The organism is Pseudomonas oplopanacis, assembly GCF_057128725.1.
Genome location: NZ_JBSKHV010000001.1, coordinates 517672 through 532500 on the forward strand (window position 1 = coordinate 517672; position 14829 = coordinate 532500).

Annotated in this window: 14 protein-coding genes and 1 pseudogene; 8 read left to right on the forward strand and 7 right to left on the reverse strand. The window is 58.3% G+C overall.

The window, feature by feature from the left end:
• Window positions 1-161: 161 nt before the first annotated feature.
• Both ACWKV5_RS02435 and ACWKV5_RS02440 read left to right on the forward strand, forming a co-directional pair.
• Window positions 162-713: pseudogene (locus ACWKV5_RS02435) on the forward strand (DUF6932 family protein); the annotation flags it as partial.
• Window positions 706-1611 (forward strand): hypothetical protein, encoded by a 906-nt coding sequence (locus ACWKV5_RS02440; RefSeq protein WP_483840015.1) that lies wholly within the window; start codon window positions 706-708, stop codon window positions 1609-1611. The pseudogene ACWKV5_RS02435 and the gene ACWKV5_RS02440, both read left to right, overlap by 8 nt.
• A gap of 19 nt (window positions 1612-1630) precedes the next feature.
• Here ACWKV5_RS02440 and ACWKV5_RS02445 read toward each other — a convergent pair whose 3' ends face one another.
• On the reverse strand, window positions 1631-2647 hold the full coding sequence (locus ACWKV5_RS02445; RefSeq protein WP_483840016.1) for an AraC family transcriptional regulator: 1017 nt from the start codon (window positions 2645-2647) through the stop codon (window positions 1631-1633).
• 166 nt (window positions 2648-2813) lie between these two features.
• On the opposite strand from ACWKV5_RS02445, the gene ACWKV5_RS02450 reads away from it, so the two are divergent.
• From ACWKV5_RS02450 to ACWKV5_RS02465, 4 genes are all read left to right on the forward strand, one after another.
• Window positions 2814-3665, forward strand: coding sequence for a 3-hydroxybutyryl-CoA dehydrogenase (locus ACWKV5_RS02450; RefSeq protein WP_483840017.1), 852 nt, complete (start codon window positions 2814-2816; stop codon window positions 3663-3665).
• Window positions 3652-4254, forward strand: coding sequence for a TetR/AcrR family transcriptional regulator (locus tag ACWKV5_RS02455; RefSeq protein WP_483840018.1), 603 nt, complete (start codon window positions 3652-3654; stop codon window positions 4252-4254). Before ACWKV5_RS02450 ends, ACWKV5_RS02455 begins: the two co-directional genes overlap by 14 nt.
• 183 nt (window positions 4255-4437) lie before the next feature.
• Window positions 4438-4851, forward strand: coding sequence for a VOC family protein (locus ACWKV5_RS02460; RefSeq protein ID WP_483840019.1), 414 nt, complete (start codon window positions 4438-4440; stop codon window positions 4849-4851).
• Between the two features lie 126 nt (window positions 4852-4977).
• Window positions 4978-5403, forward strand: a complete 426-nt coding sequence (locus ACWKV5_RS02465; RefSeq protein WP_483840020.1) for a hypothetical protein — start codon at window positions 4978-4980, stop codon at window positions 5401-5403.
• Window positions 5404-5424: 21 nt separating this feature from the next.
• Here the strand turns inward: ACWKV5_RS02465 and ACWKV5_RS02470 are convergent, their stop codons facing one another.
• The 3 genes from ACWKV5_RS02470 to ACWKV5_RS02480 form a co-directional block, all read right to left on the reverse strand.
• Entirely contained in the window at window positions 5425-6651 is a 1227-nt protein-coding gene (locus ACWKV5_RS02470) for an RtcB family protein (protein ID WP_483840021.1), read from the reverse strand.
• A gap of 16 nt (window positions 6652-6667) precedes the next feature.
• A complete protein-coding gene (locus ACWKV5_RS02475; RefSeq protein ID WP_483840022.1) occupies window positions 6668-7687 on the reverse strand; it encodes an ABC transporter substrate-binding protein in 1020 nt (339 codons plus the stop codon).
• A 232-nt stretch (window positions 7688-7919) separates the two neighbouring features.
• Window positions 7920-8135: a TOBE domain-containing protein gene (locus ACWKV5_RS02480; protein ID WP_027921432.1), complete on the reverse strand. Its 216-nt coding sequence runs from the start codon at window positions 8133-8135 to the stop codon at window positions 7920-7922.
• A gap of 309 nt (window positions 8136-8444) precedes the next feature.
• Here ACWKV5_RS02480 and ACWKV5_RS02485 point away from each other — a divergent pair, with 309 nt between their 5' ends.
• Both ACWKV5_RS02485 and ACWKV5_RS02490 read left to right on the forward strand, forming a co-directional pair.
• The gene (locus ACWKV5_RS02485) at window positions 8445-9185 is read left to right on the forward strand and encodes a hypothetical protein (RefSeq protein ID WP_483840023.1); all 741 of its coding nucleotides are present in this window, start codon (window positions 8445-8447) and stop codon (window positions 9183-9185) included.
• Between the two features lie 291 nt (window positions 9186-9476).
• Window positions 9477-9683, forward strand: a complete 207-nt coding sequence (locus ACWKV5_RS02490; protein WP_483840024.1) for a hypothetical protein — start codon at window positions 9477-9479, stop codon at window positions 9681-9683.
• Window positions 9684-9771: 88 nt separating this feature from the next.
• Here ACWKV5_RS02490 and ACWKV5_RS02495 read toward each other — a convergent pair whose 3' ends face one another.
• From ACWKV5_RS02495 to ACWKV5_RS02505, 3 genes are all read right to left on the reverse strand, one after another.
• Window positions 9772-10062, reverse strand: a complete 291-nt coding sequence (locus ACWKV5_RS02495; RefSeq protein WP_483840025.1) for a hypothetical protein — start codon at window positions 10060-10062, stop codon at window positions 9772-9774.
• A gap of 147 nt (window positions 10063-10209) precedes the next feature.
• Window positions 10210-11628 carry an efflux transporter outer membrane subunit gene (locus tag ACWKV5_RS02500; RefSeq protein ID WP_483840026.1) on the reverse strand — a complete coding sequence of 473 codons (1419 nt, stop codon included), beginning with the start codon at window positions 11626-11628 and terminating at the stop codon, window positions 10210-10212.
• On the reverse strand, window positions 11625-14819 hold the full coding sequence (locus ACWKV5_RS02505) for an efflux RND transporter permease subunit (protein WP_483840027.1): 3195 nt from the start codon (window positions 14817-14819) through the stop codon (window positions 11625-11627). The genes ACWKV5_RS02500 and ACWKV5_RS02505 overlap by 4 nt, the downstream gene beginning before the upstream one ends.
• Window positions 14820-14829 lie beyond the last annotated feature (10 nt).

A 14829-nucleotide genomic window follows, 5' to 3' on the forward strand; every position in this document is an offset into this window, starting at 1 on the left:
AAACAAGGTGACAGGGTACTTCAGCCCGGCAATGAGCGTGCTGCGAATCAACTGTAACGTTTGTTCGCTTGACGCGAGAGGACGTCAGGATGAGGATCGTCCGACTTTCAGATCACTGAGCAAGGAAGCCGGGATTGATACCTGAATGAAACCAAGAGGGACTTCTCCCTCCCATCAATGAACAAAACCCTGCCGGGATGGACCGATCTCCCTATGAGGTTGATCTCTTGGCCTTCATAGAACGCTTCGCGATCAGCCAGGATCGATGTCAAATTCTGGATGGCTATCTCTCCCATCGCTCTGAATTACACAGGATGGGCATGGCTGAAGGATTCCAATGGCTGAACGGTAGTTTTGCAGAGAACATTGAACTGATTGATCAGCGCGCTCCCAGAGATATCGATGTCGTCACCTTCACTTTTGCAGGTGATGAGTTCTATGACGCACTGCAACCCGGTCAACTACGATTGTTAGGTGCAACACGGGAGGCTAAATCCTTCTTGAAACATCAGTACAAAGTTGATTTTTATCTCCAGTCACTCCGTGATCCCCCTGAGCGCTTGGTAGAAATGACCTCGTACTGGTACAGCATGTGGGCCCATCGCAGGTCAAAACAGTGGAAAGGATTTCTACGGGTTGACCTTGATCCTCGGGAGGATCGAGCGGCTCTGGCCATGCTGACAGCTCGCAAACAGGAACTTGCACATGAATAGAAACGAATACCTGCACACGACGGCAGAGCTCCGCTTTCTGGAGAAACAGCTAGCCAAACCTGGACTCAGTAAGCTATCTGCAATGTCCATTCGCTCTCGAATTGAACAAGCAAAATCAGCGCTTGAAGAAAATAGTCAGAACACGTACCAACCTGCGAATGTCGTCATTACCTATCGCGGGGCCCCCGTTTTAGGTACGCAGGGGGTATTGGCCGAATTTGGCACTGCAGCAACGCAGGCGTTCAGCGAAGCTATCGCCACCATTGCTGCGTCAATCTCCGGAACCCTTGCCGATAAAGGCCCTATTCCAAATCGGTCAAACAATCAGTTACTCATAACGGGGACGGCCCTAGGCTCATTTGGCTTCGAACTGGAGGAAGTCCCTTCTACGGCGCAAGTGGGAATGGAAGGAACCTCTTCGGTTTCACAAGCCATCGACTTGATGACCGAGTTGCTCGAAGCAACGACGAAGAGTGATGAAGAGCTATCGGAACCGGTGTCGAGACTGGCCGATAGAGCCCTGTCGAGCGTCGCAGATTTCCTGGGAAAGCTGTCCAGCTACGACGCCTCTTGTTCATTGACCACTCGCTCCCGTCAATTTCAGTTCACAGACAGTGAGCAGGTCCGCAGAAGCAAAGCCCGGCTAAGCCTGGATAACATCCAAGAAACGATCGAGACGTTCACAGGTAAGTTTATTGGAGCGCTCCCGGATAAGCGGGCATTCGAATTTCGGACCATCGACGGTTTGGTTATTTACGGAAGTATCCCGAGAGCGATCCCCGATCCGAATGAGGTGAACGCGAATCTCTATAAAACCTACGACATAACATTAAACGCCAAGCGAATCGGCTCCAGCAAACCTCGCTATATTCTTCAGCGCTTTCCTTGGAATGACTGATACGCCGGAACAGTCGGCTTCACCCCACACCCACCTGAAACCGCGCCCGATAGCGCCCCGGGCTCTCCCCCGTCCATTTCTTGAACGCCCGATGGAACGCGCTTGGTTCCTGAAAGCCCAGCCGTTCAGCAATGTCGCTGATGCTCGCCTTGCTCTGGCGTAATTGTTCAAAGGCCACGCCGCGCCGTACTTCGTCCTTGATCTCCTGATACGAGCAGCCTTCGCGCTCCAGCTTGCGGCGGAAGGTGCTGGGGCTCAGGTGTTGTTCCAGGGCGAAATCCTGCAGGGTCGGCCATTCGCTGTAGTCGCTGTTGCGCAGGCGCTGGTGGACTTGCGAGGCCAGGCCGTGCTGGTTGCGGAAGCGGATCACCAGCCATTGCGGGGCCGTGCGCAGGAATACCTTGAGTGTGGCCAGGTCTTGCACCACCGGCAGGCGCAGGTAGTGGCTGGCGAATTCGATTTCGGTGCGCTCGGCGCCGAAGGTCAGGTTGGGGCCCCACAGCAGGCGGTCGTCGCTGAGGGACACGCGCTGATGGCGGAAGTCCGCGCGGTCGATGGGAATGCGTCGTCCGCCGAGCCAGCACAGCAGGCTGATCATCAGCACGAGGAACGTCTCTTCGCCAAAACGGCTGACGTCGTCATTTTGCGCGTGGGTGTCGAGGCTGATGATTGCGCGCTTGCCGCGCACGGTCAGCGTGCCGCGAAAGTCGCGCAAGAACAGGCCGAAATTGACCAGGCACTGGCGCATGGCTTTGTGCAGGTCAGGTTCCTGAATCAACGCGCGGCAGATCAAGGCGAAGCTGCCCGGCGGCATGCCGTGGGAGTCGAGCCGGAAAAACTCGTCGTTCAACTCGCGGATCTGAATCAGCCACAGCTCGGCAAACGCGCTGGCCGGCACCCGCGCCGTGGGCTGATCCATCAACGCAGGGTCGATACCGGCCTGTTCCAGCACCGCCGTCAGGCGCGGCGAATCTCCTCCCAGTGCGTGGATCATGGCCTGCACGAAATAAACGGCAACCGAGTCGTTTTCCCGCATGTGAACGTTTCGCTCCCTGACACTTGAATGGCAAAAAACACCAGCACCGATGAACAGTTGCGGCATAGGACAACTGAGCGGCCGGTTCTAGACTCGCGGCCAATAGTACGCCTTCGACCGTTATGACGGCCAAGGTATCGCAAGGTATGAGCGGAAGGACGGCAACATGAATCTGCAAAACATCGGCGTGATCGGCGCAGGCACCATGGGCAACGGGATTGCGCAGGTCTGTGCGCTGGCCGGCTTCACCGTGACCCTGATCGACATCTCCGAGAGTGCCCTGCAAAAGGCGCTGGCCACCGTCAGCAAAAACCTCGATCGCCAGGTCACCAAGGAAACGCTGACCGAGGAGCAGAAGCACGTCGCCCTCGACAGGATTCGCACCAGCACCCAATACGACAGCCTGAAAAACGCGCAATTGGTGATCGAAGCGGCCACCGAAAACCTCGACCTGAAACTGCGCGTGCTGCAACAAATCGCCGCGCAGGTCAGTGCCGAGTGTGTGATTGCCTCCAACACCTCGTCGCTGTCGATTACCCAACTCGCCGCCAGTGTCAGCCAGCCTGAGCGTTTCATCGGCCTGCACTTCTTCAACCCGGTGCCGGTGATGGGCCTGATTGAAGTGATTCGCGGCCTGCAAACCAGCGACGCCACGCACGCTCTCGCGCTGGACATGGCGACCACCCTGGGCAAAACCGCGATCACCGCCGGCAACCGTCCGGGTTTCGTGGTCAACCGGATTCTGGTGCCGATGATCAACGAAGCCATTCTGGTGTTCCAGGAAGGCCTGGCCAGTGCCGAAGACATCGACGCCGGCATGCGTCTGGGCTGCAACCAGCCGATCGGCCCGCTGGCGCTGGCCGACCTGATCGGTCTGGATACCTTGCTGGCCATCATGGAAGCCTTCTACGACGGCTTCAACGACAGCAAATACCGCCCGGCTCCGCTGCTCAAGGAAATGGTCGCCGCCGGTTATCTGGGTCGTAAAACAGGACGTGGCTTCCATGCCTATGCCTGAGCGTTGCTCGCGCTTCACCGAGTACCGGGACAAAGTGCTGGAGTTGTTTGCCAGCAAGGGTTTCGGTCAGGTCGGCATGCGTGAGCTGGCGACGTGCCTGGGGCTTTCCTCGGGCTCGTTGTATCACCATTACCCGAGCAAGCAGCACTTGCTGCTCGACCTGATCGAGGAGTTCTACGAAGAGCTGCTGGCGACCCTCGGCCGCCTCGATCAAAAGGGTCCGGCGAAACGCGACAAGCTGCAAAACCTGATCCGTGCGCATTTGAATCTGCACCGGGAAATGCCCTGGCATTTTCGTCTGGCGGAACGCGACAGCGGTTGCCTCAATGACGAGCAACAGGCACGAGTCCGGCAATTGCGCGAGCAATACGAACAGCGCCTGCTGCTGATGCTCGGCACCAAACCCCGGGTCGGTGAACACGCGCAACGCGCCACGGCACACGCCATCGCCAACTTGCTCAACAGCGCCCCGAGTTGGTTGATGCAACATGAGCTGAATGACCATGAGCGCGATGAACTGCTGGAAAATATGGTGAGCGGGGCCATTGAGCGTCTGCTGCGGCCTTCGGCGCCACGCGCGGTGGCGTGAGCACCTGATGTAAGGTCAGGTGCACGCGTGCTCAGGCGATAAAACACCCCGCTTCAATAGAAAAATCATCTAAACGAATTTTGCCAAAACCTCCCTCTAACGCTTTGCTAATGGCGTCCAATCACAGCGGAGCCGGGGGTTGACGCAACCTCGCCCGGCCTCCTGCGTTACCGGGAGCACAACATGAAAATCAATCCCTACCTGATCTTCAACGGCGACTGCAAAGCCGCGTTCACCTTCTATGAGAGAAGCCTGCCCGGCAAGATCGAAGCCATGATGACCTTCGGCGAAACCCCGGCCGGCGAGCATGTGCCGACAGATCTTCATAACCTGATCATTCACACCCGCCTGGTGGTGGGCGATCAGGCCATCATGGGGTCCGACACCACACCGGACCGTCCCGTCGATGACATGGCCGGTTTTTCGGTTTCGCTGAATGTCGACAGCATCGCTGAAGCGGAACGGGTCTTTAACGCCTTGTCGGAAGACGGCACCGTGCAAATGCCGCTGGAACAGACGTTTTGGGCGGCGCGTTTCGGCATGCTGGTGGACCGCTTTGGTGTGTCGTGGATGGTCAACTGCGAGAAGGATCAGTAACACGCGTTTGCGTCAGGCATGAAAAAGCCCAACCTGTGAACGTTGGGCTTTCTGGCAACTCCCGGACCGTCTGCTACCGTCAACAAGCCACCCGCGTGGCAACGGATTGTTCGGAGGACACCCGCTATGCCTGCTCATGCCCCTTGGTCCACCCGCTGCAAAATGTCGCTGCTGGCCGGAGGGCTCGTCGCCGCCCTGCTCGCGCTCAATGGTTGCGCCACCGTCGATGCCCAGACCACTGCGTACGTGGGCGTGGAACATCCGGCGCCAACGCTGGCCAGTGAGGTGGTGGTGCTGCGAACCGAACCCACTCGCCCGCATGTTCGGTTGGGTGAAGTGCTGATCGATGCCAGCGTCGACCCTGCCCCGCCGATTACCCAGGTTGAAGAAAAACTGCGGGAGGAATCCGCCAAACTCGGTGGTGATGCCGTGGTGGTGGTTTACGACCACATCGGCACTGTCGGCGCGTATGTCAGCGGGCCGCTGTGGAGCCGCGACATCGAAACGATTCAGGGCCGCAAGCTCAAAGGCATCGTGATCAAGTACAAATGATCGCTCGGCGAGTGGAAGTGCTCAGCCCTTGACGCACACCACCTGGCGCAAGGTGTGCAGCACTTCCACCAGTTCGTGCTGGGCGTGCATGACGTCGTCGATGTTTTTGTAGGCCATCGGGATTTCGTCGATCACCGCTGCGTCCTTGCGACATTCCACGTGGGCGGTGGCGCGGACCTGGTCCTGGACCGTGAACAGGCTTTTCGCCTGGGTACGGCTCATGATGCGGCCGGCGCCGTGGCTGCAGGAACAGAACGACTGTTCATTGCCGAGCCCACGGACGATGAAACTTTTCGCGCCCATTGATCCAGGAATGATCCCCAACTCGCCCTTCTTCGCCGACACCGCGCCTTTACGGGTGACCAGGATGTCCTCGCCGAAGTGCCGCTCTTTTTGCACATAGTTGTGGTGACAGTTCACCGCTTCCAGCGCCGCCTCGAAGGGTTTCCTGATCACTTGCCGGGTCGCTTGAATCACCGATTGCATCATCAGCGCACGGTTCTGTCTGGCAAAATCCTGCGCCCAGTCGACGGCTTCGACGTAATCGTCAAAGTGCCGGCTGCCTTCCTTGAAATAGGCCAGGTCACGGTCCGGCAAGTTGGCAAGGTGCTGGCGCATGTCGGCCTGGGCCAATTGGATGAACAGATTGCCAATGGCGTTGCCGACCCCACGAGAACCACTGTGCAGCATGAACCAGACCCGGTCGGTCTCATCCAGGCACACTTCGATGAAATGGTTGCCACTGCCCAACGTGCCCAAGTGCGCGCGATTGTTGGTGTGGGCGAGTTTCGGGTACTTGTCGGTGATTGCCTTGAACCGTGAGGCCAACGCCGACCAGGCATGATCGGCCTGTTTCGGAACACTGTCCCAGGCGCCTTTGTCCCGGACGCCGCGCCCTAGGGTGCGGCCATGGGGCACCGCTTTCTCGATGGCGCTGCGCAAACCGTGCAGGTTGTCGGGTAAATCCGCAGCGGTCAGCGTGGTGCAAGCGGCGATCATGCCGCAGCCGATGTCGACGCCGACAGCCGCCGGGATGATCGCGCCCACGGTCGGAATCACGCTGCCGATGGTCGAGCCCTTGCCCAGGTGCACGTCAGGCATCACCGCCAGATGCTTGAAAATGAACGGCATCCTGGCGGTGTTGATCAGTTGCTGCCGGGCTTCGTTTTCGACCGGGACGCCTTCGGTCCAGAGCTTGATCGGTTTGCCGTTGGCGACGTCCAGCCGTTGGTAGGTCGGGGTTTGCATGATGTTCGATCGTGTCTCAACTGCCTGCACCGCCATGTGCTTCCTCAAAGAAATAGTCTTTCCAGCTGTCTGCCTTGTTTTTCAGCACACCTAACGTCTGCAGTTGCTCGGCATAGATATAGGTTCGCTGTGGCACCACGGTGAAGTCGATTTCCGGGTCGGCGACGATTTTCTCAACCAATGGCAAGGATAGTTTCGATTGCTCCACGCGGATATAGGTCTGAGCCGCTGCGGGCTTGTCGGCCTTGATAATCTGCTCGGCTTCAGCCAGCGCTGCGTAAAACGCCTTATAGGTTTTCGGGTTTTCGTCGTGGAATTTTTCAGTGGTGTACAGCACGTTGAACGTGGCCTGGCCACCCAGTACGTCGTAGGAACTCAGCACCTTATGGACGTTGGGGCTTTGCAGTTCCTGATACTGGAACGGCGGGCTGGAGAAGTGTGAGTTGATCTCTGAACCGCCGGCAATCAGCGCCGATGTCGCGTCGGGGTGGGCCAGGCTGATCGAGATGTCGTCAAACTTTTTGAAATTTTCAGCGCCAAACTGCTTGGCCGTTTCAATCTGCAACGTGCGCGACTGGAAACCCACCCCCGCCGCCGGCACCGCGATTCGGTCCTTTTCGGTGAAGTCCTTGAGGCTTTTCACATTCGGATTGTTGGTCAGCAGGTAATTGGGCATCGACCCCAGCGAGGCGATGGCCTTGACGTTTTGCTTGCCCTTGGTCCGGTCCCAGATCGTCAGCATCGGCGGCACGCCGGCCGACACCACATCCAGTGCACCGGCCAATAGTGCCTCGTTCATGGCGGTGGCCCCTGAAATGCTGTTCCAGTCGACCTTGATGTCGAGGCCCTGCTCCTTGCCGTGTTTTTCGATGAGCTGCTGGTCGCGCACCACATCCAGAATCAGGTAGCCGATGCCAAATTGCTGGGCAATGCTGATGTTGCCTTCGGCCTGAACCACCGGGCTGAGTAATGCGCTCAGCGCCACCACGGAGGTGGCCAACAGGGTTAATGCGGAGCGCTTGAAAGGTGTCGTCATGAAAACCTCAAGGTAACGGAGGATGCCGAAAAAAAGCGGCCGAAGCCGCCAATGTCGATCAGCCAAGAAGTAACACCTGTGGGAGCGAGCCTGCTCGCGAAGGCAGCCTTTCAGCCAACGCAAGTGTTGACTGACAAGCCCCCTTCGCGAGCAGGCTCGCTCCCACAAGGATTGCGGCGTTCAGCGCCTCAACTGACCTGAACTCCTGATCGTTGATTTCAAACCGGCAGATTCAGAGCTTTGCGATCGAAACCTCTGTGGATTTAACGAAGGCAATCACTTCGCTACCCACTTTCAGTTCAAGATCGCGCACCGAGCGTGTGGTAATCACGGAGGTGACGATGCCGGAGGCGGTTTGCACGTCGATTTCGGACACCACTTCGCCTTGGACGATTTCCTTGATGACGCCCTTGAACTGGTTCCGGACGTTGATCGCTTTGATGGTCATGATGAGGCTTCCTGTCTGATGTCGGGCCAATGCGCACAAGTGTGCAGGCCTTCAAAGTGCACCCATCAGGCCGACAACAAAAGGAATATATAATTATCTATTTATTCTTTTTTGATATATCAACCCTGACTCACTTTCCCTGCTTTCAAGCAAAACAGGCAACCATGGCCACTAGATTGCCATCCAGTTTTATTTCCCTCAAAATTGACAGTTAACGCTTCGATAATGGACTCCACGAAGCGCCCATCCCTATTTCAATCTCTCTCGATGGGCAACAACGCCTGTCGACGAAATCATTCAAGGATTTACATGGAAACCGCACTGCCACCGAAGAAAATCTCCGGTCTTATCACGCGCATCATGGGCGGCATCAGTGCACTGCTGGCTGCTATGTGGGGGTTGATCACCTATGTGTTTCCAGACCCTACCGTGTTCGGGCTGAGCTTTCTGAACTGGAAAAACGTGATCCTGTTCATGAGCGCCTTTGTCTTTCTGTCGGTCATCTTCCTGGGTTGGTATGCCAACCGCCTCCCACAGATGCTCAAAGGCGCGATGCTGGTGATCCTCTCGGCAGGCCTGGCGGTGATTTTTTTCGCATTGGGTGGTGAATACGCAAAACCGAGTTTCGACTTCGCCCGCAACCAGCAGAAATTCATCGAGAACGGCGGTGCCAATATGTTGGGCAAACGCATCGAGGTGATTGACGGTGTACGCATCGAACTGTTGGGCTGCGAGAAAATCGGGCGTTCGCCCAACTGTGATTTCGAGCTGACGAATACCCGTCTGGACGGTGAATTTCACTTCAACTCCGACACCAGTCTGTTTGAAGAAACCGGTGGGGCGCTGAACATCGACAAGATGCAGGTTGGCTCGTCAAAGTTCATGAATCGCGAAACTTTCCCGGTGGTGCGCGGCGTCCCGACGCGGGTGAGATTGGCGTTTGAGCAAGGACGCGGTGATTTGCAGAACTCCCCTGCGCTCAAACTGAGCGTACGGACCAATCACGGCGATGACAGCGTCGTGAAATTCAACGACGTAGAGATCAAATAAGCGACGTTACAGAGCATTCGCAACACCGTATGCGCAGTCGACAGGCGCATACGGCCCTTTATACCGCTGCAACTCTCATAAACTCTCCGACGACACGCCCAGAAGTTTTCTTGTCCTTTCAACCATTCGTCGCCTGGCAAATCCTGTCGCGCAATGCACGAGACGCTCTGGCGCAGGGATTGCAAAGGCCGGTCGTAGCCGCCCGGAAACGACATAATTCTGACGCGACGACAATCCACTCAACACTTAAGGACCCCAGCGAAACGCTTGGTGAGTCACCGGAGATTTAACGTGTCAACCCTCAGTGAAATCGCAGCGAACCACGCGAGAATGGCTAAATTACAGGCACAAGAGTCGACCGTATTGAGTGAGCGGACCGTTCAGATTGTGGGGTGCTTCGAAGTGCCCGTCATGGAAGAACAACAGCACGTTCCATTGCACTTGATTGCTGGCGTGCAGGACAACCACTTGGGACAGGCACCGGGTTATTTGCTCTGACACTGCTGGCTTGGCGAGAAGTGGCACTAACCGGTTGGTGCCACTTCCTGCGCACTGATCCATTGCGCCAGAACAACCTTCACCAGGTTCAGAACCTGGGCATATCGCCAATTTGCTCAAGTTCCGATACATCGGCTTCAAGCTCTATCGTCGTCTCCCCCGAAGCATTGTTGCCAAGGAATGCACGCGTTCCGTTGCCCCCCACCGTATCGTGGACAAACACTTCGTCGCCTTGAGCGAGGGCTTTGCAGACTTCGTCAAAGCTGACGACCTCGCTGGGTCCGACCGCGTGCATGTGCCCATCGACCTTTTTCCAAGTGAACTCGACAAATTTGCCGGCAGGGTCCTTTTTCGCGTGGGAAACGATGTAAGTATCCATAACACCTACCTCATTGAAAACCTCACTCTAAGCCTAGTCCTCATTTCACGATCACCAAAGTGGCTGACGCAAGAACGCCCCCCGGAGGGCGGATGGCCGGCGGCATTTGCCCAAAGCAATCACCGTCGGCCATAGTCACCGGGGTACTCAGTCCCGTTTCGCGAGCCTGGTTTCACCACTGTCCCAGCCACCTCCCAGCGACTTGTAGATGGCGACGATCCCTCGGTACTGATCAATCTCACCGAGCGCCTGCTCATCCTCGGCGTTCAGTCGCTCGCGCTGTGCGTCGAGCAACACCAGGTAGTCCGCCGTCCCTTCCTGATACTGGATTGCCGCCAGGTCCGCCGCGGCACGGCTCGACTCGCTTTGCTTGATCAGCGACAGCAAGCGTTGTTGGCGTTTGCCATAGTCACTGAACGCATTTTCCGACTCTTCCAGCGCCAGCAAGACTTGCTGTTCATAGGTGGCCAAGGCCCCTTCGGCGTTGGCGTTGGCACCGCGAATACGCGCCCGCACGCTGCCCAGATCAAAGGCCGCCCAGGTAATGCTCGGGCCCAATCCCCACGCTCTGGCGGCGCTGGAACCGATTTGCGAACCGCGCCCCGCGGTGAAACCGAGGAACCCGCTCAAGCTGACCCGAGGAAACAAATCGGCCGTGGCGACGCCGATATCCGCCGTGGCGGACGCCAGCCTGCGCTCGGCAGCGAGGACATCGGGACGCCGGCGCAACAGCTCACCGGGATCACCGATCGGCAGGGCCTTGGCGATGGCGGGCAAGTCGGCGGGATTGAGCGACACGCTCAATTTATCCGGGCGCTCACCCAACAGCGTGGCGATGCGGTTTTTCTCCCGCACCTGCTCCGCCTGAAGTTGCGGCACCGTTGCTTCGACCGCGGCCAGTCGGGCATCGGCACGCACCACGTCCAGTTCATTGCCCACACCCGCATCGCGCAGGCTGACTGTGACGGTGCGCGAGGCCTGCTGGTTTTTCAGGTTGGCCAAGGCAATTTTTTCCCGCAGTTGCGCGCCCCGTAGTTGGCCATAGGCATCGACCAGCTCGGCGATCATGGTCACGCGAAGCTGATACAGGTCCGCCGCTGCCGCGTCTTCCTGAGCATTGCTGGATTCCAGTTCACGCTGGATCCGGCCAAACAAGTCGATTTCCCAGGCCATGTCCAGACCGAGGTCGTAGCGCTCTGTGTTGACGCGTTTTTCGCTCAAGCCCGGCACTTGTGACTTGCCTTGGTGACTGCTGACGCTGCTGGTGACGACCGGCAGGTTGTCATTGCTGATGTCATCGCGAATCGCCCGCGCCGCTTTCCAGCGTGCAAACGCGACGCGCAGGTCGCGGTTGCCCTCCAGGGACTTGCTCACTAACTGGTTGAGCGTGGGGTCGTCAAACTGTTGCCACCAAATGGTTTCGAAACGGGTTTGATCGTAATGGCCAGTCTGGGCCGACACGACATGCGCAGGCGCCGTGTCAGGTGTTTTGTAATCGGGGCCCACCGTGCAGGCAGCGAGTGCGGCGACCAGAAGGCTGGGTAAAAAGAGTTTTATCGCTGTCATGAGTGAGCCTCCGAATTCAAAGCGTTTGCCGGATGGGCCGGGGTGGATTGGCGCGCGTTTTTGCGCTCGATGTAGCGACGGATGAGGACGAAGAACACCGGGGTCAGCAGCAAGCCGAAGAACGTCACCCCGAGCATCCCGGAGAACACCGCGACACCCATGGCACGGCGCATTTCCGAGCCGGCACCGGTGGACGTCACCAGCGGAATCACCCCCATGATGAAAGCGAAGGACGTCATCAGGATCGGCCGCAGTCGCATGCGGCAAGCGTCCAGCACCGCGTCCAGTGGCGACAGGCCTTGCGCCTGTTTGTCCTTGGCAAACTCGACGATCAGAATCGCGTTCTTGCACGCCAGGCCCACCAGCACGATCAGGCCGATCTGGGTAAAGATGTTGTTGTCGCCCTTGGAAAGGATGACGCCGGCAATGGCCGACAGCAGGGTCATCGGCACAATCAGGATCACCGCCAGCGGCAGGCTCCAGCTCTCGTACAGCGCCGCCAGGACCAGGAACGCCAACAGCACGCAGAGCGGGAAGACCAGCAGCGCGGTGTTGCCCGAAAGGATCTGTTGATAGGTCAGGTCGGTCCATTCATAGGTCATGCCGTTGGGCAGCTCTTCTCTGAGCAGTTTTTCAATCGCTGCCTGCGCCTGGCCGGAACTGTAGCCGGGCGCCGCGCTGCCGTTGATTTCCGCGGTAACGAAACCGTTGTAGTGCGAGACGCGATCAGGCCCCGACGTCGGGCTGACCTTGACGAAGGTGGCCAGCGGGATCATTTCGCCTTTGTTGTTGCGCACTTTCAGCTGACCGATCTGCTCCGGTTCCTGGCGGAACTGTTGTTCGGCCTGCACATTGACCTGATAGGTCCGCCCGAAACGGTTGAAGTCGTTGGCATACAGTGAGCCCAGGTACACCTGCAACGTGTCGAAGATGTCGTTGATGGCCACGCCATGAATCTTGGCTTTTTCGCGGTCAATGGCGGCGTCCACCTGCGGCACGTTGACGGTATAGCTGGTGAACAAATTGGCCAGCTCCGGAACACTGCGGCTCTTGCCGATGATGTTCATGGTCTCTTTGTACAGTTCTTCGTAACCCAGGTTGCCCCGGTCTTCGATCTGCAGACGGAAACCGCCAATGGTGCCCAACCCTTGAACCGGCGGCGGCGGGAACACCGCGATGTAAGCGTCCTGGATGCCACCGAACTTGGCATTCAGTGAGGCGGAAATCGCGCCGGCTGACAGGCTCGGGTCTTTACGCTCATCGAAGGGCCGCAAGCCGATGAAGGCGATACCGGCGTTCGGGCTGTTAGTGAAGCCATTGATCGACAGGCCCGGGAACGCCACGGCGCTGTCGAAACCCGGCTCGTTCATGGCGATGGTGCTCATGCGCCGGATCACCGACTCGGTGCGATCGAGGCTGGCGGCATCCGGCAACTGCGCAAAGGTCACCAGGTACTTTTTGTCCTGGGTCGGCACGAAGCCGGTTGGCGTGGTGCTGAAACCCAGGTACGTCATCGCGATCAGGCCGGCATAGACCAGCAAGGCCACGCTGCTACCCCGAATGACCTTGGCCACGGCAATGACGTAGCCATGGCTGGCCTTGTCGAAGAAGCGGTTGAAGGGCTTGAACAGCCAGCCACCCAGCAGGCGATCCAGCACTTTGGAGAAACGGTCTTTCGGTGCGCCGTGTGCCTTGAGCAACACCGCCGCCAATGCCGGCGACAAGGTCAGGGAGTTGAACGCTGAGATCACGGTGGAGATGGCAATGGTCAGGGCGAACTGTTTGTAGAACTGCCCGGTCAAGCCCGAGATAAAGGCAGCGGGCACGAACACCGCACACAGCACCAGCGCCGTGGCGATGATCGGACCAGTCACCTCGCCCATGGCTTTTTTGGTCGCCTCGGCCGGTTCAAGCCCCGACTCGATGTTGCGTTCGACGTTCTCCACCACCACGATCGCATCATCGACCACAATCCCGATCGCCAACACCAGGCCGAACAGCGACAGCGCATTCAGCGAAAACCCGAACAGGTGCATCACGGCAAACGTACCGATCAGCGACACCGGCACCGCGACCAGCGGAATGATCGAGGCGCGCCAGGTTTGCAGGAACAGAATCACCACCAGAACCACCAGGATCAACGCTTCGAACAGCGTATGGACCACCGCTTCAATCGAGCTGCGGACGAAGATCGTCGGGTCGTAGACGATCTCGTAATCCATGCCTTCCGGGAAGTTCTTCTTCAGCTCGGCCATCTTCGCCCGCACCTGGTTGGAGATGTCGATGGCGTTGGACCCGGGACGCTGGAAGATCGGCATCGCCACCGCTTCCTCGTTATTGAGCAAGGCGCGCAAGGCGTACTGATTGGAACCCAACTCGACCCGGGCGATGTCCTTGAGACGGGTGATTTCGCCGTCGGGGCCGGCTCGAACGATGACATTCTCGAACTCTTCTTCGCTGACCAGACGCCCCTGGGAGTTGATCGACATCTGGAAGCTCGTGGCATTCGGTGCCGGCGGCGAGCCCAGCTGCCCGGCAGCGACCTGACGATTCTGCTCGCGCACCGCGTTGACCACATCGGTCGCCGTCAGATTGCGCGAAGCGGTTTTGTTCGGGTCGAGCCAGATACGCAGCGAGTAATCGCCGATGCCGAACATCTTCACATCGCCAATACCGTCCAGGCGCGACAGCTCATCCTTGACGTTGAGGATCGCGTAGTTCGACAGGTAGAGCATGTCGTAGCGTTTGTCCGGCGACACCAAGTGCACCAACAAGGTCAGCTCGGGAGAAGCCTTGTCGACGGTGATGCCGATGCGCGTCACTTCCTCGGGCAGCTTGGGTTCGGTGCGGGTCACGCGGTTCTGCACCTGCACCTGAGCGTTGTCCAGATCGGTGCCCAGGGCGAATGTCACGGTGAGGGTGAGTCGGCCATCCGCGGTGGATTGCGAGGACATGTACAGCATGTTCTCGACGCCGGTGATGGCTTGCTCCAGAGGCGCCGCTACCGTTTCACCAATGACCTTCGGGTTGGCACCGGGGTAGTTGGCGTGGACCACGACGGTGGGTGGAACCACCTCGGGGTATTCGCTGATCGGCAACTGGAACAGCGAGATGGCGCCGGCGATCAGGATCAGCAGCGACAGCACGGCTGCGAAGATCGGCCGCGTGATAAAGAACTGAGAGAATTTCATGGCGATGTTC